The organism is Mycobacterium sp. NGS48 (assembly GCF_059812585.1).
In genome coordinates this window covers 40,347-60,816 of sequence record NZ_JCALCY010000016.1, presented here as the reverse complement: position 1 = coordinate 60,816, position 20,470 = coordinate 40,347, and the positions used below count along the sequence as shown (strand labels likewise).

At 65.7% G+C, this 20,470-nt stretch carries 16 protein-coding genes; 6 read left to right on the top strand and 10 right to left on the bottom strand.

Features of this window, described 5'->3' with window-relative positions; translation table 11 throughout:
• Nucleotides 1-73: 73 nt before the first annotated feature.
• From AC5Y42_RS20395 to AC5Y42_RS20385, 3 genes are all read right to left on the bottom strand, one after another.
• Nucleotides 74-2,872, bottom strand: a complete 2,799-nt coding sequence (locus AC5Y42_RS20395) for an aconitate hydratase (protein ID WP_499900380.1) — start codon at nt 2,870-2,872, stop codon at nt 74-76.
• A 16-nt stretch (nt 2,873-2,888) separates the two neighbouring features.
• Nucleotides 2,889-4,304: a WS/DGAT/MGAT family O-acyltransferase gene (locus AC5Y42_RS20390; RefSeq protein WP_499900400.1), complete on the bottom strand. Its 1,416-nt coding sequence runs from the start codon at nt 4,302-4,304 to the stop codon at nt 2,889-2,891.
• Between the two features lie 83 nt (nt 4,305-4,387).
• Complete coding sequence (locus tag AC5Y42_RS20385) at nt 4,388-5,245, bottom strand: hypothetical protein (protein ID WP_499900379.1); 858 nt, start codon at nt 5,243-5,245, stop codon at nt 4,388-4,390.
• Between the two features lie 294 nt (nt 5,246-5,539).
• Here AC5Y42_RS20385 and AC5Y42_RS20380 point away from each other — a divergent pair, with 294 nt between their 5' ends.
• From AC5Y42_RS20380 to AC5Y42_RS20370, 3 genes are all read left to right on the top strand, one after another.
• Complete coding sequence (locus AC5Y42_RS20380) at nt 5,540-6,037, top strand: lipoprotein LpqH (RefSeq protein ID WP_499900378.1); 498 nt, start codon at nt 5,540-5,542, stop codon at nt 6,035-6,037.
• Nucleotides 6,038-6,161: 124 nt separating this feature from the next.
• On the top strand, nt 6,162-6,617 hold the full coding sequence (locus AC5Y42_RS20375; RefSeq protein ID WP_499900377.1) for a hypothetical protein: 456 nt from the start codon (nt 6,162-6,164) through the stop codon (nt 6,615-6,617).
• Nucleotides 6,618-6,791: 174 nt separating this feature from the next.
• A complete protein-coding gene (locus AC5Y42_RS20370) occupies nt 6,792-8,051 on the top strand; it encodes a glycosyltransferase 87 family protein (protein ID WP_499900376.1) in 1,260 nt (419 codons plus the stop codon).
• Nucleotides 8,052-8,122: 71 nt separating this feature from the next.
• On the opposite strand, the gene AC5Y42_RS20365 is transcribed toward AC5Y42_RS20370, so the two are convergent.
• Together AC5Y42_RS20365 and AC5Y42_RS20360 are read right to left on the bottom strand one after the other, a co-directional pair.
• Nucleotides 8,123-9,568, bottom strand: a complete 1,446-nt coding sequence (locus AC5Y42_RS20365; RefSeq protein WP_499900375.1) for an aldehyde dehydrogenase family protein — start codon at nt 9,566-9,568, stop codon at nt 8,123-8,125.
• Between the two features lie 9 nt (nt 9,569-9,577).
• Complete coding sequence (locus AC5Y42_RS20360; protein WP_499900374.1) at nt 9,578-10,423, bottom strand: esterase/lipase family protein; 846 nt, start codon at nt 10,421-10,423, stop codon at nt 9,578-9,580.
• Nucleotides 10,424-10,573: 150 nt separating this feature from the next.
• On the opposite strand from AC5Y42_RS20360, the gene AC5Y42_RS20355 reads away from it, so the two are divergent.
• Nucleotides 10,574-12,022 carry an MFS transporter gene (locus tag AC5Y42_RS20355; protein WP_499900373.1) on the top strand — a complete coding sequence of 483 codons (1,449 nt, stop codon included), beginning with the start codon at nt 10,574-10,576 and terminating at the stop codon, nt 12,020-12,022.
• Nucleotides 12,023-12,261: 239 nt separating this feature from the next.
• Here the strand turns inward: AC5Y42_RS20355 and AC5Y42_RS20350 are convergent, their stop codons facing one another.
• Nucleotides 12,262-13,224: a proline dehydrogenase family protein gene (locus tag AC5Y42_RS20350; protein ID WP_499900372.1), complete on the bottom strand. Its 963-nt coding sequence runs from the start codon at nt 13,222-13,224 to the stop codon at nt 12,262-12,264.
• Nucleotides 13,221-14,852, bottom strand: coding sequence for an L-glutamate gamma-semialdehyde dehydrogenase (gene pruA, locus AC5Y42_RS20345; protein WP_499900371.1), 1,632 nt, complete (start codon nt 14,850-14,852; stop codon nt 13,221-13,223). Before pruA ends, AC5Y42_RS20350 begins: the two co-directional genes overlap by 4 nt.
• An 83-nt stretch (nt 14,853-14,935) precedes the next feature.
• Between pruA and AC5Y42_RS20340 the strand changes: the two genes are divergently transcribed.
• On the top strand, nt 14,936-16,531 hold the full coding sequence (locus AC5Y42_RS20340) for a PucR family transcriptional regulator (RefSeq protein WP_499900370.1): 1,596 nt from the start codon (nt 14,936-14,938) through the stop codon (nt 16,529-16,531).
• Nucleotides 16,532-16,540: 9 nt separating this feature from the next.
• On the opposite strand, the gene AC5Y42_RS20335 is transcribed toward AC5Y42_RS20340, so the two are convergent.
• Entirely contained in the window at nt 16,541-17,467 is a 927-nt protein-coding gene (locus AC5Y42_RS20335) for a DMT family transporter (RefSeq protein ID WP_499900369.1), read from the bottom strand.
• Between the two features lie 147 nt (nt 17,468-17,614).
• A complete protein-coding gene (locus tag AC5Y42_RS20330; protein WP_499900368.1) occupies nt 17,615-18,484 on the bottom strand; it encodes an oxidoreductase in 870 nt (289 codons plus the stop codon).
• A gap of 137 nt (nt 18,485-18,621) precedes the next feature.
• On the opposite strand from AC5Y42_RS20330, the gene AC5Y42_RS20325 reads away from it, so the two are divergent.
• Entirely contained in the window at nt 18,622-19,623 is a 1,002-nt protein-coding gene (locus tag AC5Y42_RS20325) for a diacylglycerol/lipid kinase family protein (protein WP_499900399.1), read from the top strand.
• Nucleotides 19,624-19,644: 21 nt separating this feature from the next.
• On the opposite strand, the gene AC5Y42_RS20320 is transcribed toward AC5Y42_RS20325, so the two are convergent.
• Nucleotides 19,645-19,935, bottom strand: a complete 291-nt coding sequence (locus AC5Y42_RS20320; RefSeq protein WP_499900367.1) for a hypothetical protein — start codon at nt 19,933-19,935, stop codon at nt 19,645-19,647.
• Nucleotides 19,936-20,470 lie beyond the last annotated feature (535 nt).

The window sequence follows — 20,470 nt, the reverse complement described above, 5'->3', positions numbered from 1 at the left end:
CACCCATCATCAGCGGGGCAGCTTCGGCACTGACCACTGTATGGGTTACCGGCGACCGGCGGAACGAAGCGACCTAGGCGCTGGGCTCGGCGGCCAACAGCTTGCGCAGCACGTACTGCATTATGCCGCCGTGCCGGTAATAGTCAGCTTCGCCCGGGGTGTCGATGCGGACCACCGCATCGAACTCGACACCGCCGGCTTTGACGTGCACGGTCTGCGGGATCGAGTCGTTGAGCGCACCGACGCCGGTGATCTCGAAGGTCTCTTCGCCGGTGAGGCCGAACGTGTCCGCGTTCTGGCCGTCGGGAAACTGTAATGGCAGCACTCCCATTCCGATCAGGTTGGAGCGGTGAATACGCTCGTAGGACACCGCGATCACCGCGCGCACGCCGAGCAGCAACGTCCCCTTGGCCGCCCAGTCGCGCGACGACCCGGAGCCGTACTCCTTGCCGGCCAGAATGACCAGCGGTGTGCCCGCTTCGGCGTAGCCGACCGATGCGTCGTAGATCGTCCTCACCGGACCGTCCGACTGGGTGAAGTCGCGGGTCCACCCGCCTTCGGTGTCAGGGGCGAGTTGGTTGCGCAACCGGATGTTGGCGAAGGTGCCGCGGATCATCACCTCGTGGTTGCCGCGCCGCGACCCATAGGAGTTGAAGTCCTTGCGTTCAATCCCGTTTTCGGACAGGTACTTTCCAGCCGGCGAATCAGTGCGGATGGACCCGGCCGGGCTGATGTGGTCGGTGGTGACGGAGTCGCCCAGTTTGGCCAGCACCCGCGCGCCGGTGATGTCGGCAACCGGTTGCGGCTCGCGGCTCATGCCGTCGAAGTAGGGCGGTTGGCGCACGTACGTCGAGTCAGGACTCCACTCGAAGGTGCCGGTATCGGGCACCGGCAGCGAGCGCCAATTGTCGTCGCCGGCGAAGACGTCGGCGTAACTGGCGGTGAACATCTCGGCCTGCAGATGGTTATCGACAACAGCGGCGATGTCGGCTGTCGTCGGCCAGATGTCGCGCAGATACACCGGCTCGCCGTCGCTGCCGATACCCAGCGGCTGCGACGTCACGTTGATGCGCATGGTGCCGGCCAGCGCGTAGGCGACCACCAGCAGCGGGGAGGCAAGGAAATTCATCTTGGTCTCGGGGTGGATGCGGCCTTCGAAATTCCGGTTGCCGGATAGCATCGAGCAGACCGTCAAATCGTTATCGGTCACTGCTGTGCTGACCTCGGGGATCAGCGGTCCCGAATTACCGATGCAGGTGGTGCAGCCGTAGCCGACCAGGTTGAAGCCCAGTTTGTCCAGATATGGTGTCAGGCCGGCCTTTTCGTAGTAGTCGGTGACCACCCTTGAGCCCGGGGCCAGCGAGGTCTTGACCCACGGCTTGCGGCTCAGCCCCTTGTCCACTGCGTTCTTCGCCAGGAGGGCAGCGCCCACCATCACCGACGGGTTGGAGGTGTTGGTACACGAGGTGATCGCGGCGATCACCACATGCCCGTTGTCCAATTCGACCGCGGTGCCGTCAGCGAGCTCGACATGCACCGGCGCCGAGGTCCAGTCGACATCGTGCGAGACCGCGGGTTCGTGCGGCTTGTCGTGCGGCCCATCGGTGCTGATCGCGATCGGGTCGCTGGCCGGGAAGGACTCCGCCGAGGCCTCGTCGAGGCCGTCCAGCGCTTCCTCGGTGGTTTGCGCGCCGGCGAGCAGGGCGCTGACCGTTTGCGGGGCGACCCGCAGCGGGATGCGGTCCTGCGGACGCTTCGGCCCGGCGATCGACGGCTCGACGGTGCTCAGATCCAATTCGACGGTCTGGGAGAACGTCGGTTCGTGATCGGCATCGTGCCACAGGCCCTGTTCTTTCGCGTAGGCCTCGACCAACCCGATCCGGTGCTCGGAGCGTCCGGTCAACCGCAGATAATTCAGCGTCACGTCGTCGATCGGGAAGATCGCGCAGGTGGCCCCGTACTCGGGACTCATGTTGCCGATCGTTGCCCGATTGGCCAAGGGCACGTTGATTACTCCGGGCCCGTAGAACTCGACGAACTTGCCCACCACGCCGGTGCGGCGCAGTAATTCCGCGACCGTCAGCACCAGATCGGTGGCGGTGGTGCCGGGTGGGAGTTCACCGGTCAGTTTCAGCCCGAGCACCTGCGGGATCAGCATGCTCATCGGCTGGCCCAGCATGGCCGCCTCGGCCTCGATGCCACCGACGCCCCAACCCAGCACGCCAAGGCCGTTGACCATCGGCGTGTGCGAGTCGGTACCGACCAGCGTGTCCGGGTAAGCCTGTGGCCCGTCGGGTCCGTCGCGGGTGAACACGACCCGGGCCAGGTACTCCAGGTTGACCTGGTGGCAGATCCCGGTGTCCGGCGGCACCACGCTGAAGCCCGTGAAAGCCTGTTGGGCCCAACGCAACAGCTGGTAGCGCTCGGCGTTGCGTTCGAACTCCAAGTCGGCGTTGACACGAAACGCATCCGCCCGGCCGAAGACGTCGGCGATGACGGAATGGTCGATCACCAACTCGGTCGGGCACAGCGGATTGATCCGGGTGGTGTCGCCGCCGAGGTCGGTGATCGCATCCCGCATCGCGACCAGGTCGACGACGCACGGCACGCCGGTGAAGTCCTGCATCAACACGCGCGCCGGTGTGTAGGCCACCTCCCGCCCGTGCGCAGCCGTCGGATCCCAAGCCGCCAGCGCCTCGACTTGTTCAGCGGTTACCAACCGTCCGTCCTCGTTGCGCGCCAGGTTCTCCAAGAGCACCTTGAGGCTGTAGGGCAGGCGTTGCGATCCGGCGATGCGGTCCAGCCGATAGATCTGGTAAGCCGTGTCGTCGACCGTGAGCTGATCGCGCATTCCAAAACTGTTCGAGGTCAAGGCAATGTCTCCCGCCTCAGGCACCCACCACCAGCGACAGACCGCGACTCTCACGAGCAGCCTTGCGCTTGCTGCTGACCACCAGGCGGGCCACCGCCTTCTCGATGCCGCGGGCCAGTTCTTCGACATCAGGCACCGCGTCGAAGTCGGCGAGGATGCCGAAGAACAGGTCGTCGGCGTAGCTGAGCATCGCGACCCCGGTCCTCAGTTGCATCGCGATCGGCGGCACCGGCATCACACCGACTACCTTGCGGCCCATGATCGTCATCCGCTCGCGCGGCCCCGGGACGTTGGTGGCCAGGGCGGTCACCCCACGCTGCGGCAGCCGGGTCAGCAAGCGCATCGCCCATGCCGTCAACGCGAAGGGCATGACATTAGCCATCGATACGGCGGCGCTGCCTGCTTGGCGCTGTCCGTTCGACTTGGTGCGGGTCAACCGAGAATGGACCAGCCGCAGTCGGCGGATCGGGTTTTCCACCTCGACGGGTAGATAGGGAAGCATCACCGAGACGCGGTTGTCGGTCTTGCCGAACGCGTCGGCGGAGCGCACCGACACCGGCACCAGGGTGCGCAGTGAATCGGCCAGTGGCTCTTCGCCGCGCCGGGTCAGCAGCGCTCGGTAGCTCTCGGTCAGCGCGGCCAGCGCGACGTCGTTGATCGTGACATCGAATGCCTCGCACACCTGTCGGACGTCGTCGAGCGAAACGCGCGCCGCGCTGTAGCGGCGCAGATTGCCCATCGGTCCGTTCAGCGACGACGACGTCGGACGCAGCAGGCCGGCGGCGATTTCGGTTGCCCCCCGGGCCGCGCGGGCAGCGGCCACCGTAACCGCGGCCGACGTGGTGAATAGCCCGTTCATCCAGTTCAGCGGATTGATGACGCCGGCCAGCGAAGCTGCCCAATTGTCACCGGGTTCCGGCTGTTCGGTGGCTGCGCGGATATGGCTGGCGAAGCTTTTGCCCACCCCGCCGTCGGACAGTCCGGCGAGCATGTGTGCAGTCGCGATCCCGTCGGCGATGCAATGGTGAACCTTCATCAGCATCCCCCACCGATCGCCGGCCAGCCCTTCGATGACCCAGATCTCCCACAGCGGACGGCTGCGATCCAGCCGCCGCGCCATCAGGTCGGCGATCACCCGGTATACCTCCGAGTCGTCGCCGGGATGCGGCACGGCAATGCGACGAAGGTGGCGGGCGATATCGAACTTGGGATCGTCGACCCATTCGGGTGCGCCGAGGTCGAACGGGCGTAGCCGCAACCGTTGCATGAACCGGGGGCAGGCGGCGATGCGCTCGGTCATTGTCGTGATCAGCGCTTCCCGATCGGGCGGCGGCCCCTCGAGGACCACGAGGCCGCCGATCGCCAGACTTACCCGCGGATCGGAGTCTTCGGCCTTCAAGAAACCCGCATCGAGTGTTGTCAGTTGCTCCACGGCTCGGCCCTCCACGGCATGTGCTACGCGTAGTACAACTATCTCGCTGTCGATGCCTGCGGGGCAGGGCCATAAGTCCTCAGTTAAGCGGTCTGTGCCGTGCGAAAGGCGTATGACGCGACGGTGATGAGCTTGCCTTCGGCGCCCTCGTCGTACAGCAACACTCGTACAGCCACAATCCCGGTGGTGCCCGCGATCGGCTGACCTTCGGCCCTGAATGGACCGACCTTGCCGCGGGCGAGAAACATGACGTGCGACGAAACTCCCTGCAGTCGATCGGTTCCGGCGAGCTGCGCAGCACTGTCGAGCGCTGCGGTCTCCAGTGCCACGAACTGCGGCCCCACGTGCAACGCGGCGTCCGGGGATGCCACCTCCGCCGACAGTTCGGGTAGTGCCCAAAAGCCGTCTGCTCGCCGGTGAGCACCGAAAGCCTGCCAGAGCGGAGGAAGGGTGGGTGAGTCGACGACCTCGATCGGTTCGACAGTCATTCTCTCCAGTCCCTCTGGGGGCACGCCGATACTGACGCCCTGGCCCTCTGTTAGCGCGAGGACCCGGTTGTGGTTGTCCGCGTCGACAATGCGGGAACGGCTGTAGGCCATCCGTTGTCCACGTTTGAGGTCTTCGGTGATGACTTCGAAGCGCGAGACGTCTCTTCCCAAATCGAGCACCTGGCAGGAATGAATCACCGGGTTGGGCACTGCCTCCATGTCAGTGACAAGGCCACCTTCGGGCGCGGCAATGCCGAGAACGGCAAAGAGTATGCCCCCGTCGGGATTTCGCATGTCGTGTCGCACGGTGACTGTGTCGTCGGCTGGACCGAGGTTCATCGACGCATGGCTTCGCCCTATATAGCGATAGCTCAACAGGCCGCCCCAGCGCCGTTGCAGCTCCTGCGCATACGCCGCGGGATCCGAAGCCAGCTCACGGATATCTCGAAGCAAGTGTCCCGTCTCCCTTCAGCATGCCCACACTATCTGCCTTCGCTCGTGTTATCTGAACATCTGCGCTCAGTTCCACACCACGTCGAGGCGCGGCGTCGAGCGGAACATCCCGAATCCCATGTGCCACTTGCGCTCCCGGAAGATGTTGCATGTCTAGGGATCCGCCCACCGGGTTTCGTCGAAATGTCTTGAAAACCTCGCGATGATGTGATAGTGGGCCTTAGGTTCAGCTACGCCGGCTGCGAGATAAGCCGCTGGTGGGGCTCATTGTTTCTCACGAGGAAGGAAACGCTCATGAGGGAAACCATCGAGAAAACACTCGGCACGACGGCGGCGCTGGCCCTCGGCATGGCGCTACCCATCGGTGTGGCCTACGCCGCCCCCGGCGCCGCGAGCGCCACGATTACCGTCAACGGGGAACAGGTTGCCCCCATTAACGGAAAAATCAGCTGCACCTATGAGTACACCGGGTTCGTCATTCAGGCGGGCCACGATAGAGGCTCGGCTTATGTCCAGATCGGCCACACCCCGTCCATGGATGGGCAGCCGCTGAAGATCGACAAGGCGCGAATCACGCAAACCGACGGCGCGGAATACAGCTACGACGACACGATTCAGGGCAATGCGGGCGACGTGCACTATCAGGGGCCGCCCGATCCTGTGTCCCATCAGAGTGGGAACTACAAGATCACCGGGCATCTCCGGAAGACCCGCAACGGAGGGGAGCCTGACGCGGGGTTTGTGCAGAACGGGCCGCTGGTTTCGTTTGAGATCGACGCGACCTGCCCGTAGCCGCTTCCCGCGGTTCGCCCGCCAGATCCCGTGGCGGGCACCAACTTACAACCCGTTGCCCAGTCTTGCGGGCACGCACTAACCATTCACCGCGGAAGGGCATCTGCGGTGCGGAAGGAACATCATGAAGATTATCCTGGCCGGGCTCACGATAGCCGCCATCGCTCTACAGCTGACCCCGGCTCACGCCGCTCCGTACTTCACGCAGAACTCCTTCGATAAATTCACCGTCAACAACGGCGAGGTCACCGCCCAGGGTGCGGCCCACTGCGAGAACCCCCAAGTCGCCCCCACATACCTGACCATCACCGCCGCCGACACCACCCCCACCGGGAAGCTCGCGACGGCCGAATTGGACCCCTCCCGCACCCAGGTAACCAGCGTCGAGATCACCACCCCCCAAGGGCCCAAGTTCTGGCACTACCGGGTCGCCACCCCCGGCGTGGCGGGAACACCGGGTAGCGCCGCCGTCACCAAGGCCGACAATGGCGGTTTCGCGGTGGTGGGCACCATCGCGGTCCAACAAGGTGCCGCCTCGGTGGGAGCGCCTGTGCCCTTTGAGATCGACGTGATGTGCTGATCAGAATACTGTGCTGGCGTCACTGACTGCCGTGGCGTTTCTGACTTTCCCGCCGCTTGGCCGAGGGTCCCGGCGCCTGTCGTTACGGCCTTCACGATTTCAGTAGCTGCCCAGTCACCGGATGGTGACGTTCAGTCCGCACGTCAACAGCTCGACTTTCGGTGGTCGACGCTGGTGATCCTCCTCGTCGCGGCGGCCGCTTCCGTGGTACTGCTGACCACCCTCGTGAAGCTGCGAGCCCCCTTCGGCCTGCTGGTAGGTGGGGCGGATTTCTTGGTTTACCGCGACGGCGGTCGCCATCTGCTCCAAGACCTGCCGCTGTATGCCACGCCCCTCGGCTGCTGCAAGCTCTGGTACATCTACCCGCCGTTCTCCGCGCTTATTTTCGTGCCGCTTGCCTGGTTGCCCGATGGCGCAGACATTCACATCTGGCTGGCCATCAACGTCGTGCTGCTGATTGCGAGCGTGATGCTGTGCTTTCGGATACTGGGCTACCGAATCACCCCGTACCTGGCCGGCGTCTCCGCACTGCTCGCGCTTGCCTGCGCGTTTCTGGAACCGGTTCGCACCACGCTGTTCTATGGGCAAATCAACCTGCTGCTGATGCTGATCGTGCTGTGGGACGCCTCGCGCGGGGAGCGCAGCCACGTCAAAGGGATCGGCATCGGCCTCGCGGCAGGCATCAAGCTCACGCCCGCCTACTTTGTGCTGTACTACCTGCTCTTACGCCAGTGGCGAGCCGCCGGGGTCGCCGTCGCCACGTTCGCCGCGTCAATCGGGCTGGGATGGCTGGTGTTTCACAACGACTCGTGGCAGTACTGGAGCGGACAGTTCCTCGACACCAGCTGGCTCGACTGGCTCGACAAGCACCTCTTCGACGCCGGCAACCAGTCCGTCCGCGGAGCCATTGCCCGTCTCACCGGAGAGGCCCCCTCGCCCTGGTTGTGGGGCCTGGCCAGTGCGTGCGTGGTGGCAGTCAGCATGTGGATCGCCGTGCGGCTGTACCGCCGCGGAGAACCCCTGCTCGCGATCACCGTTGCAGGGTTGAGCTCCTGCGCGGTGGCACCGTTTACCTGGCACCACCACTGGGTGTGGTTGGTACCGATGATCGTTTACCTCGTAAATCGGGCGTTGTCCAACTCGTGGTGGTGGGTCGGGGTCGCAACCTTGCTCGCGGTGATGGGTGCATGGCCGTATTCATTTCCGGGCGACCGATGCCCACTTTGTGTGCCTGCCGAGCCGCGCATCGGTCTGTTCCTGTTCGCGCCGACGTGGGTTCGATGGCAGCCCCTGGTGAATCTGCACCTGATCGTCTATGCCGCCCTGCTGATCGTTGCGGCCCTCATCGCTAACCGTTCGAAACACGCCGGGCGCCTCGGCCGCCGCGGAAAAACATTTCCGACGAAGCAGCCGGCACCGACGGCCTCCCCTTAGCCATCGAGCCGGGGGGTGCCTAAGCCCGCTGCGACACTCGCGCCACAACGGCTAGGTCATCGGAGTCGCCGTCAGCCGGGAAGGCCGATGGCTTTGGGCTCCATGTACTGGTGCACGCCGCGGATTCCGCCGCCTTCGCGACCGAGCCCGCTTTGCTTGAAGCCGCCAAACGGCGCGTCGCCCGGCCCGCGGCCGTTGATCGCTATTTGGCCGGTGCGGATGCGACGCGCCACGCCGACAGCACGATCGACGTCGGCGCCCCATACCGCACCGGAAAGTCCGTACCGCGAGTTGTTGGCGATCGCGACGGCCTCGTCGTCGTCGCGGTAGCGCAGCACGGTCAGCACCGGCCCGAATACCTCGTCCTGGGCGATGGTTGCGTTGGGGTCCACCTCGGTCAGGATCGTCGGCTCGAAGTAGAAGCCGGTGTCCAAGCCGGCCGGGCGCCGTCCTCCGGTCACCAGTTTGGCCCCGTCGTCGACGGCCGCGGCGACATGTGCTGCTACCCGGTCGTATTGCATACCGCTGATCAGCGGGCCCATCTGCACCGCCGGGTCGGCCGGGTCACCCACCTTGACCCCGCGCGCAAGTGCCACCAGTCGCTCGACGACGTCGTCGTGGACGTGTTCTGGTAGCAGCAGCCGGCTCTGTAGGATGCAGGCCTGCCCGGCGTGAAATGTACACGCATCGAACAGGATTCGCTTCAGTGCAGCATCGTCGAGGACCATGTCGTCGAGCACGATGTTGGCTGATTTCCCGCCGCACTCCAACAAGATTCGGGTCATATTGGCACCAGCGGCGGACATCACCTCGCGGCCGACCGCCGAGCTGCCGGTGAAGCTGATCATGTCCACCCGCGGGTCGGTGGTCAGCAACTTGCTGGCCGCGATCCCACTCGGCGTGACGACGTTGACCACACCAGGCGGAATGTCGGTGTGCTCGTCGATGATTCGCGCCAGGGCAAGGCCGGCGAGCGGTGTCAGTGGTGACGGCTTGAGCACGACGGTGTTGCCCGCGGCCAGTGCCGCGCTCAGTTTCATCACGTTGAGCATGTGCGGGAAGTTCCACGGCGTCAGGATCGCGACCACGCCCAGTGGTTCGTGGCGTAGCAGCGCGTTCCCGTTCTGTTCTTCGGTCAGCTGCAGCGCCAGTTCGGCAGCGCGAGTGGGCAAGTAGGCGGCGTTGTCGACCTGGATTTGTCGTTCGTTGGCGACGCAACCCCATTCGATTTGTGCCAACGCGAGGAACTCGTCGGCGTGCTGCTGCAGCGCGTCGCCGAGTTGGACGAGGCATGCTGCGCGCTCCCCGAGCGTGGTGTCGGCCCACGGGCCCGAGTCGAACGTCCGCCGGGCAACCGCAATCGCCTCCGTCACTTGGCCGATGCTTGCGTCGGGCGCGGGGGCAATCCTGTCTTCGGTGGCCGGGCAGATGTCGTCGTAGCGACCGTCTTCCGGGGCAGCCCAACGTCCGTCGATGTAAAGCCCGTAGCTGTCGATCAGCGAGCGTGCGTCAGCCATCCGGCTTCCTTAAGCGGGATCCCGCCGCGTCCGCGAACTCTCCCGCGCCGACCGCTCGCGTGGGGTGTCGGGGCGCGGAAACAGCGGCCGCAAGCCCGCCGGCGGCCGGAATGGCGCCCACTCGCCGGATGGCTGCGCCAATCGGTCCGCGACGGCAAAGACCACTGCCGGATTGTGCCCATAGCCGAAGTGGCTGCCGATCACCGCGATGTTTTCAGCTTGTGCCGAGCGAAGATCGAGACACGCCTGCCAGGCGACCACGCCGTCATATCGGGAATAGATCGAGGTCGCCGGCACGGGAAGGGCTTCGGTTTCCAGCTCCAGCGGCGCCGAGGCCCGCTCGACATGCAGGTGTGAGAAACGGTTGAAAGCCGCACTGGCCCGGGTTTGATTTCTGTCGGTGAGCCGAAAGGGCGTGCCGAGCGTGATGACCTGGCACACCGACGATGGGCGCCGGCGGGCCATCGCGCGCGCATAGATGCCGCCGAGGCTCCAGCCGATCACGCTCACCGGACTGCCGTACCGCTGGTGTAAGTCATCCAGGCGATCGCCCATGCCGGCGACCGCTTGGGCCGTCGGACCGATGTTGCGGCCGAGCCGCCAGCCGTGCACCCGGTACCCCAGGTCGCGCAGCAGGCGCCGCAACGCCAACGTCGATCCGTCACCGGCCAACAGGCCGGGCAGCACCAACACCGGATGCCCGTCGCCGGTCGGCAACATGCGCCGCAGGGGTAGCGAACTGAGCAGCAGTCCGAATTCGACCGCCGCGCGGGCAGGATCGGTCAGTGACAGCGACCATGCCGGAGCGCCGGAGCGCCGCGGGGGCTCGACGGGTTCGAACATCGGCTCAGACATAACTGCGCTGCTCCTCCTCATCGCTTCGCTCTGCATCGTCGCCAGCGCGGCGCATAAATGTCAGCCTGCCACCACTTCACCGCTTCGCGCGGCCAGTTCGCCACTCACCCTTTCTGGGTATGCCGCCGCTTTTCTGGGTATGCCGCCGCGATGGGCAGCGACGTACAGACCGGCACCATCACCACGCAGGTGCCGGCCCGGCTGGACCGACTGCCCTGGTCGCGTTTCCACTGGCGGGTGGTCATCGGGTTGGGCGGGGTGTGGATCCTGGATGGCCTGGAAGTCACCATGGTGGGCAATGTCGCGGCCCGGCTCACCGAGCCCGGCAGCGGGATCACGATCAGCGCCGCGCAGATCGGGGTGGCCGCAGCCTTCTATATCGCCGGTGCGTGCACCGGCGCGTTGTTTTTCGGTCAGCTGACCGACCGCTTCGGCCGTAAGAAGCTGTTCGTCCTCACGCTGGTGATCTATCTGGCGGCCACTGCGGCGACGGCCTTCTCGTTCGCGCCGTGGTACTTCTTCGCGACGCGGTTCTTCGCAGGCACCGGCATCGGCGGCGAGTATGCCGCGATTAATTCGGCGATCGACGAGTTGATCCCCGCCCGGGTTCGTGGCCGGGTCGATTTGGCGATCAACGGCTCCTTTTGGCTGGGGTCAGCCCTGGGCGCCGCCGGCGCGTTGCTGCTGCTGAACACATCTCTTTTTCCGGTCAACATCGGGTGGCGAATCTCGTTCGGCATCGGCGCGGTGTTCGGGTTAGCCGTACTGCTCGTACGCCGCGGTGTTCCGGAAAGCCCGCGCTGGCTTTTCATTCACGGCCAAGAAGAGGAGGCCGAGCGCATCGTTGGCGGCATCGAGGAGGACATCGAGCGCCAGCAGAACGAACCGCTGCCGCAGCCGGAGGGATCGCTGACGGTCCGTCAGCGCAAGACGATTTCTGTTGCAGAGATCGCCAAGGTGGCCTTCAAGCTCTATCCCCGGCGGGCGGTTTTGGGCTTGGCGCTCTTCATCGGGCAGGCGTTCATGTACAACGGGGTCACCTTCAACCTCGGCACGCTGTTGCACGGGTTCTACTCGGTGACCTCCAGCATGGTCCCGGTGTTTTTCATCCTGTGGGCGCTGTCCAACTTCGCCGGGCCAGTGCTGCTCGGGCCGCTCTTCGACACGGTCGGGCGCAAACCGATGATCTCGCTGTGCTACCTGGGCTCGGCCGTCCTGACAGCGGTTCTGGCCGGCGTCTTCGTGAGCCAACTCGGCGGTGTGTGGACGTTCCTCGCCGTGCTGATGGCGTGTTTCTTTCTGGCCGGTTCCGGTGCCAGTGCCGCGTACCTGACGGTCAGTGAGATCTTCCCGATGGAAACCCGCGCGCTGGCGATTGCCTTTTTCTACGCAGTCGGAACAGCCATCGGCGGCATCAGCGGCCCAGTGCTGTTCGGACAACTCATCGGATCCGGAGAGCGCCATCTGGCTGTCCTGTCATTTCTGATCGGCGCGGTCGTCATGGCGATCGCGGGCGTGGTCGAACTGTTCCTCGGCGTCAAGGCCGAAGGCCAGAAGCTAGAGGACCTCGCACAGCCGCTAACCGCTGCGGACGCGTGACGGCAATGTCGTGGGCATGTCGAGTGATGGGCCATCGACCGCGCTTCCATGCCGAGGGCCGCACCATGCACTGGACATGCGAACGCGACTGCGGCCAAGCCAGCGGCTGCAAAACGTACCCGACCGCCCAGCAGGCGCAGCGATACGCCACTGCCTTTGATCGTGGCAACGAGTTGGGCAAGCGGGCGCCGTTGATCGGACTGCTGCCACTTCGGCTGTGGCACAGGTTCCGTCAGCCGTCAACGCTGCGCCAGCGCCCGTAGGAAAAACCCCAGGTTGGCTGGGCGCTCGGCCAGACGCCGCATGAAATACCCGTACCACTGGGTGCCGAACGGCACATACACCCGCACCCCGTTACCGGTGTGAGCCAGCCGAAGCTGCTCGGCATCGCAGATGCCATAGAGCATCTGGTACTCGAAATCATCGACATCCCGGCCAGATTCGCGTGCCAGCACCGGAACCGTCTCGACGATCACGGGGTCGTGCGAAGCGACCATTGCATAGCCCGATCCTGCCATCAGCACCTGAAGGCAACGCAGATACGAATCGGTGACCGCGTCGCGGTCGCGGTAAGCCACCGACGCCGGCTCGTCGTAGGCGCCCTTGCACAACCGAACCCGGGCCCCGACCGCCGCGCAGTCCCGGCAATCCCCCAGCGTTCGCCGCAGATACGCCTGCAAAACCACGCCCAGCCAAGGGAAGTCCGGGCGCAGGTCAGCGACGATCGACAATGTCGACTCGGTGGTGGTGTGGTCTTCGGCATCCACCGTCACCCAGGCGCCGGCGTGTTGCGCGCGTGCGCAGATGGTGTGGAGATGTTCCCGCGCGATCTTCTCGCCATTGCGCTCCAGGGCCTGCCCCAGCGCCGAAAGCTTGACCGACACCTCGAGCGGTCGCACACCGTCGCGCGTCGCGTCGAATCGCCGGCCCAGCGCGTCGAGCACATCAAGGTAGACCAGCATGGTCGCGGTGGCGTCATCGGCATCGACGACGTCCTCACCCAGGTAGTCGACGGTGACCATGCGACCCGAAGCCCGCAGGCCGGCAACACTGTCCAGCGCCTGCTCCAGCGTCTCCCCCGGCACGAACCGGTGCACCACCGTGCGGGTGAGCGGTAGCCGCTCGACGTCGCGGCGCAACCCAGCTGATCGACTGGCGGCCAGGATCGCCGGGCGTACCGACGCCCCGAAGAGCGATATCACGGGGCTGCCATGTGCGGATAGTTGTGGTCGGTGGCCGCGACGAAGGTCTCCTTGATCGTGCGCGCCGACGTCCAGCGCAGCAGATTCAGCGCCGAGCCGGCCTTGTCGTTGGTTCCCGATCCGCGGGATCCGCCGAACGGCTGGCGCCCTACTACCGCCCCGGTCGGTTTGTCGTTGACGTAGAAGTTTCCGGCCGCGAACCGGAGCCGGTGCTGCGCGGCCAGCACGGCGTCCCGGTCGTCGGCGATCACCGCACCGGTCAGCGCGTAGCGAGATCCGGTGTCGACCACATCGAGGATCCGTTCGTAGGCGTCGTCGGGATAGACGTGGACCGACAGCAGCGGGCCGAAGTACTCGGTGGAAAACGCTTCGTCGGCTGGGTCGTCGGACAGCAGCACTGTCGGACGCACGAAATACCCGACGCTGTCGTCGTATTCGCCGCCGACCGCGATTGTGACGGCGGCCGCGCCTTTGGCCCGCTCGATCGCGTTGACGTTCTTGGTGAAGGCCCGCCGATCGATCAGCGCGCCCCCGTAGTTGGCGAAGTCGGTGATATCGCCGTAGCGGATGTCAGCGGTTGCCGCCAGGAAGTCGTCGCCCATCTTTTGCCATACCGAGTGCGCGACGAACGCCCGCGACGCCGCCGAGCATTTCTGGCCCTGATAATCGAACGCTCCGCGGATCAAGGCGGTGCGCAGCACCTCGGGTTGCGCCGAGGCGTGGGCGACGATGAAGTCCTTGCCACCGGTCTCGCCGACCAGCCGGGGATAACTCCGGTAGTGCTCGATGTTGGTTCCGACCTCACGCCACAGCTGCTGGAAGGTTGCGGTCGACCCGGTGAAGTGGATGCCGGCCAGCCGCGAATCTGCCAGCGCCACATCGGAAACCGGGTGACCGTCGCCGGTGAGCAGGTTGATCACGCCCGCCGGTAGTCCGGCGGCCTCCAACAGCTGCATGGTCAGGTATGCCGCCAACGTCTGGGTGATCGACGGCTTCCACACCACGGTGTTTCCCATCAGCGCCGGTGCGGTGGGCAAGTTGGCGGCGATCGACGAGAAGTTGAATGGCGTGATCGCGTAGACGAATCCGTCCAACGGCCGGTAGTCGGTGCGGTTCCATTCGCCGTGCCCGCTGATCGGCTGCTGCGCCAAGATCTGGCGGGCGAATGCGACGTTGAACCGCCAGAAGTCGATCAGCTCACACGGCGCGTCGATCTCGGCCTGATAGGCGGTCTTGGATTGACCGAGCATGGTTGCGGCGGCGATCTTTTCCCGCCACGGCCCAGCCAGCAGATCGGCCGCACGCAAAAAGATTGCGGCGCGTTCGTCGAATGGGGTTGCTGCCCAGTGTGTCCGGGCCGCCACGGCGGCTTCGATGGCCGCCGCGGCATCGGCGTGGGTGGCGTTGGTCAGCGTGCCGAGCCTGGCGGCGTGCCGGTGCGGTTGGACGACGTCGATTCGCTCACCGGCGCCCAGTCGATGCGCGCCGCCGACGACATGCGGCAACTCGATGGGGTCGGCGGCCAGCGAGTTCAGCGCAGCGCGCAGCCGCGCCCGTTCGGGGGAATTCGGCGCATAGTCGTGAACCGGTTCGTTGGCGGGCAGCGGAACATCGGTGATCGCGTCCATGGTCTCAGAATGCTCGCCGACGGGCCCGACATGCTTGGTCGATCAGACAAGAAGGATCACTCCGAATAGTAGAATCGGACAATATGCGGGTGGCCGGCGTGGGGCTGGGCCAGCTGCTGCTGGCGCTGGACGCGACCATGGTGAGCCTGGTCGACGCTCCGCGCGGGCTGGATCTGCCGGTGGCCTCGGCGGCGCTGATCGATTCCGACGATGTCCGACTGGGTTTGGCGACCGACGCGGATCGGGCCGACGTCTTCTTGTTGCTCGGTGTCGGCGACGAGCAGGCAGTGCGGTGGCTGGATGGGCAAGTCCAGCAGGCGAGCGCGCCGGTGGCCGTCTTCGCCAAGGAGCCGTCCGACGCGCTGGTGGCCCATGCCGTCCGGTCGGGGACGGCGGTGGTGGCGGTGGATCCGCGGGCGCGCTGGGAACGGTTGTACCGCTTGGTCAACCATGTCTTCGAACACCACGCTCCTTCGCCGGCCGACCCACACTATGACTCGGGCACCGACTTGTTCGGCCTGGCCCAAGCGGTCGCCGACCGCATCCATGGCATGGTCAGCATCGAGGACGAGCAATCGCACGTGCTCGCGTATTCGGCGTCCAATGCCGAGGCCGACGAGCTGCGGCGGCTCTCCATCCTCGGCCGCGCCGGGCCGCCCGAGCACCTGGAGTGGATCAGCCGATGGGGCATCTTCGACGCCTTGCGGACCAGCGAGCAGGTGGTTCACGTCACGGAACGCCCGGAGTTGGGCCTGCGGTCACGCCTGGCGATCGGGATCCACCGGCCGCCTGCCGACACCCGGCGGGCACCCGGGTTCGCCGGTGCGATCTGGGTGCAGCAAGGTTCGAGCGCGTTGGCCGAGGACGCCGAGGAGGTGTTGCGCGGCGCGGCCGTGATGGCCGCGGGCATCATGTCGCGGCTGGCGGCCCGGCCGTCGGCGCATGCGCTGCGGGTGCAGCAACTGCTGGGCCTGGCTGACACGGATCGGCTCGATACCGGCGACCTCGCCCGCGAGCTGGGCATCGCCGCAGACGGCTGCGCCGCGCTCATCGGGCTGGACGCTGCGGACCGCCATGCCCGGCTGACTGAGATAGTCGCGTTGAGCGCCAGCGCTTTTCGGGCCGACGCCCAAGTCACTTCGAGCGCGGCGCGAATATATGTGTTGTTTCCGCACATCGCGAAGCCGGCTTCGCTCACCTCATGGATTCGCGGCATGATCGGAAGGCTGCGTGCGGAGCTGGGTCTGCAGTTGCGGGCTGTCGTCGCAGCGCCGGTCAGCGGACTGCCTGAGGCCTCCGCGGCACGCGCCGACGTGGACCGGGTACTGGATAGCGCTGAGCGCCACCCGGATTCGATCGGCTCAGTCACCTCGGTTGCCGAAGCGCGCACCACCGTGCTGCTCGACGAGATCGTCACGATGGTCCGCGCCGACGACCGGCTCATCGACGCGCGGGTACGCGATCTGCGTGCCCGCCAGCCGGGGCTGGCCGAAACACTGCGGATTTACCTGGACGGCTTCGGCGATGTTGGTGCGGCAGCGCAACGGCTGCACGTGCATCCCAATACCGTGCGCTACCGAATCCGCCGGATTGAACAGCTGCTGTCGACGTCGCTGGCCGATCCTGATGTGCGGCTGGTCCTTTCGCTGAGCCTGCGGGCCACCGAGCACTCGGGATGATCGCGCGGGTCAGCCGCTCACGTGTGGCGACGGCGCCTCCGGCCGGCCGGCGATTTGCGCATCATGCCCCGCGCCGGCCGCCATGCTTGCGGCCTCGCCGCGCGCCAGAGCCACCGTCGCGACGATCACCGACACCGCCGACGCCACCAGCAATAGCCACTCTGGCCCATCGGCCTCCAGCGTTTCCTTGAGCACGATGATTCCCAGCGTGGTGGCCACCACCGGCTTCGCGACGGTCATCGTCGGCAATGACGCGGTCAGCGCACCGGCACGAAAAGCCGACTGCTGAAAGATCATCCCGGCCACTCCCGCGAGCACCCAGGCGTACAGCTCAGGTGTTCGCACTAATTCGCCGGCGCCGTGTTCGAGTACGTCGACCACGCCCTTGGTCAGCACCGCAAACAGCGCCAACGATGACCCCGACACAGCCGCCAGCAACACCGCTGAGGCCGGGCGATCCGACCAAACCCGGGCAGCCAGCACACATACGGCTAACGCCGGGCCCATCACGGCGGCCACCAGAATCCACGTTTCCAGCGGGCCACGGGACTGGCCTTCCGTCGGATCCGCGACCGTGACGAGCACCGCCAACGCTACGGCCAGCACTACCGCCCAACTCCACTCCCGGCGGGTTATCCGATGCCGGCTGAACCGCACATAGATGGGTAGCGCGAACAGCAGCACCGTCACCTGCAGGGCCGTGACCAACATGACCGAGCCCTTGTCGAGGGCCGCAGCAAGCAGACAGTAGCTGGCGATGTCGCCAATGCCGCCCAGCCACCACCGACCGTCGCGGACCAACATGCCGAACAGCTCCAGGTGCCCGACCTGTTTGTCGGTGATCTCCTGCGCGCAGCGCTGACGCACCACGCTGCCGATCGCAGCTGCCAGTGCGGCGCAGAGGGCAAGAAAGCCCGCGATATCCGTATTCGACATGGCGTGACCTCCTCGCCGACGTTCAGCCCGGTAGCCGCTACGCCCGCGCGCTGTTCACCTGGGCTGTTTCATCTGCGGTGTGCAAAGAATGCTCAACAGGCGCCGCACCGAAACCACCCATACTTACGTGAACAATCTAAACGCCGCTCAAAGCGGGAACTTGGCGCCGGTCAGTTGTTCGGACAGCTCCCACAGCGCCTCGGCGGTGGTTGCGCGTTTGGCCGGCCAGTTGCGCCAGGTCGGCTGGGAGCGCCCATACAGGCCGAATCGCGGGCCGACGAAGGTGTTGCCGGGCAGATCCTGCGATACCGCGTACAGCGTCTGGCGGGCGCCGAACTCGGCGTCAGTGGACACCACACGATCGACGGCCAAGACCGCCGCGTCGCCCAGCTTGCGGCCGGAGTTCCCTTGCAGGTTGGTGTGCGACCAGCCGGGGTGGGCGGCCAGCGCGCGCAACGAGCTGCCGGCGACATCCAGGCGGCGCTGCAGCGCGCTGGTGAACAGCAAATTGGCCAGCTTCGACTGGCTGTAGGACAGCCACGCCGAATACGGCCGGGACTGCCAGTTCAGGTCTTTGAGGCTGATGTAGCCGAAGTGGTGCATCAGCGAGGACAACGTCACCACCCGGTCGGTGAGCTTGGGCAACAACAGGTTGGTCAGCGCGAAATGACCGAGGTGATTGGTACCGATCTGGCCCTCGAAGCCGTCGCCGGTCAGCGCGTATTTGGTGGCCATGATGCCGGCGTTGTTGATCAGGACGTCGACTCCGTCGACCCCGTCGGCGAAGCGCCGCACCGACGACAGATCCTGGAGGTCGAGTTGCCGAACCTCGACGTCACCCCCCATGCGTTCGGCGGCCTCGGCACCCTTTCCGGTGTTGCGTACGGCCAAGATGACGTGGGCGCCGACCCGGGCCAACTCACGGGCGGTCACCTCACCCAATCCGGCATTGGCGCCGGTCACGACGACGGTGCGTCCGGCGAACGACGGCAGGTCTGCTGCGGTCCAGTCAGGCATGGCAGCCACCCTAATCCCGAGAGTTGTGCCGGAGCCCCGACGAAGGATGTGGCCTGTGACACCGGTCATGGGCTCGTCCGGCCCGGGGATACCGCGGGTATCGTGCTGGGATGACGCGCGGAGCCCCACCTGGGCGGATGTATCTCGGCGTCATCGTCAATCCGCAAGCACGCAGGAACCGTGGTGTGGCGGCTGATCGCAGCGCCGCACTGCATCGCATCCTCGGCCCGTGGGGCGAGGTCCACGAAACCGCGTCGCTCGAGGATCTTCACAAGACCATCGCGGAGCTTGATCCACGGGTCACTCATCTTGTGGGCGACGGCGGTGACGGCGCGCTGCACTGGTTGATCAACGAGGTCCAAGACTGCATTCCCGATCCGGAACGCTGGCCTACCTTCGTGCCCACCAACGGCGGCAGTGTCAATGCCGTCGCGCGCAAGGCGCGGGTACGGGGACAGGCCGATGCGATTGTTCGGGCGCTGGCGGGCGCCGCCGCGAAAGATCAGCCACCGCCCGAATGCCGCCTCGACACGCTGCAACTCGACGGTGAGACCGAGGACGGGGCGGCGTTTCATCGGATCTGCTTCGGACTGGCCGCCGGAGGTCTGGGCAACCGGTTCTACGACAAGTACTACGCCAACCCAGACCACAACCGAACGGCCGTCGCTCGAACGATCGCTCACACTTTGGGCGACTACGTCACCTCCAAGGTTGCGCCCGGCCACTCCGATCGGACCAACTGGGCGTCGCACCTGTTCGCTCCCACGCAGGCCCGCGTCGTGATCGACGGCGAGGAGGTCCCGACGCGAACACACCGGTTGCTGCATGCCGGTGCGATCGACCTCCGGATCGGCGGTCCGTTCCGGCTCTTCCCGAAGGCCTCCGAACCCGGTGCGCTGCATTTCCAAGCCGGGGAGACCTCGCCTTCCCGGATCATCGTGCAGCTTCCCGCGGCCCTGACCAAGGGCGGGATCCGGGGCCGCCGGGTACGCGATGTCAACGGTCGGGAGATGATCATCGAGGCCGAGGACGAGCCGCTGTCACCGATCATCGACGGCGAGCGTTTCACCGGCATCGTCAAGCTGGTGGCTCACGCCGGACCGAAGATCCGCGTCGCTCAGGTAACGACCAAGGCATGACGCATCGCTAATTCGTCAGGGTCACCGCCGGGTCCGGATGGTGCGAATGATCTGGGCGGCGAGCTTGGGGTCAGCCAGCAGTTGGTCGACGAGTGCCGCGAGAACCTCTTGGCCGGTCACGCGCGCGAGGCCGAGACGGTCGGCGGCGTCGCGCTGCCAGAGGTCCATGGCCCGGTGCTGGGCGGGTGACAGGTCGACTGTCCGCCGGGTTTTCTGAACGCGGGTCCGTCCGACAGAGAACGGTTCAGTTGGCGCGGCCGCGACCGCGGGGGTCAGGCGTGGGTGGGACCGTTCGCCGTCGGCGTTGTTCATCGTGGTGCCCTTACGCTCGGCTGAAGAGTTCAGTATGTCAGTATATCAGTCTCAGTAGATGCGGAGATCATGAACCGCCGGCCCGTCGACGGCGCCATGCACGGCGAGTGGTCTACCCGCCCCGCCTGCGCGCCGGCCGTCTCATCCCGGGGCGCTGGCCTCCGGCCTACGCCGCTATGCCCGGATGACGCGTCGACCATTGGCGTAGCGAAGGTTGCTGGTTAACGAACCGGTTGAGACAATTAGGCGCGCTGTTGATGTATTTGATGTTTGCCAGCCCACCGCTTAAAGGTTCGCGGATTAATCGCGGTTGACGATGCGCGGCACCAGCCCTCGCCGGATGCTCATCGAATACGGATGTCCGGAAATGCGTATCTCAGTATCTACGTATTAGATATCTATGCTGTTCAGAAGGACATCATACTTTACTGAAGTACTGATTCCAGTACCTACGGACATCGTCTCAGTATGTCATCTCGCGACTGGGCTATTAGGCACGTCCGTCTTGCTGAGGATGCAACTTCCTTGGTAGCTG

Excerpts from the sequence above, each read along its gene's own strand:
- AC5Y42_RS20380 (WP_499900378.1), top strand. The coding sequence starts at position 5,540 with ATGAGGGAAACCATCGAGAAAACACTCGGCACGACGGCGGCGCTGGCC.
- AC5Y42_RS20375 (WP_499900377.1), top strand. The coding sequence starts at position 6,162 with ATGAAGATTATCCTGGCCGGGCTCACGATAGCCGCCATCGCTCTACAG.
- AC5Y42_RS20365 (WP_499900375.1), bottom strand. The coding sequence starts at position 9,568 with ATGGCTGACGCACGCTCGCTGATCGACAGCTACGGGCTTTACATCGAC.
- AC5Y42_RS20360 (WP_499900374.1), bottom strand. The coding sequence starts at position 10,423 with ATGTCTGAGCCGATGTTCGAACCCGTCGAGCCCCCGCGGCGCTCCGGC.
- AC5Y42_RS20355 (WP_499900373.1), top strand. The coding sequence starts at position 10,574 with ATGGGCAGCGACGTACAGACCGGCACCATCACCACGCAGGTGCCGGCC.
- pruA (WP_499900371.1), bottom strand. The coding sequence starts at position 14,852 with ATGGACGCGATCACCGATGTTCCGCTGCCCGCCAACGAACCGGTTCAC.
- AC5Y42_RS20340 (WP_499900370.1), top strand. The coding sequence starts at position 14,936 with ATGCGGGTGGCCGGCGTGGGGCTGGGCCAGCTGCTGCTGGCGCTGGAC.
- AC5Y42_RS20335 (WP_499900369.1), bottom strand. The coding sequence starts at position 17,467 with ATGTCGAATACGGATATCGCGGGCTTTCTTGCCCTCTGCGCCGCACTG.
- AC5Y42_RS20330 (WP_499900368.1), bottom strand. The coding sequence starts at position 18,484 with ATGCCTGACTGGACCGCAGCAGACCTGCCGTCGTTCGCCGGACGCACC.
- AC5Y42_RS20325 (WP_499900399.1), top strand. The coding sequence starts at position 18,622 with ATGTATCTCGGCGTCATCGTCAATCCGCAAGCACGCAGGAACCGTGGT.
- AC5Y42_RS20320 (WP_499900367.1), bottom strand. The coding sequence starts at position 19,935 with ATGAACAACGCCGACGGCGAACGGTCCCACCCACGCCTGACCCCCGCG.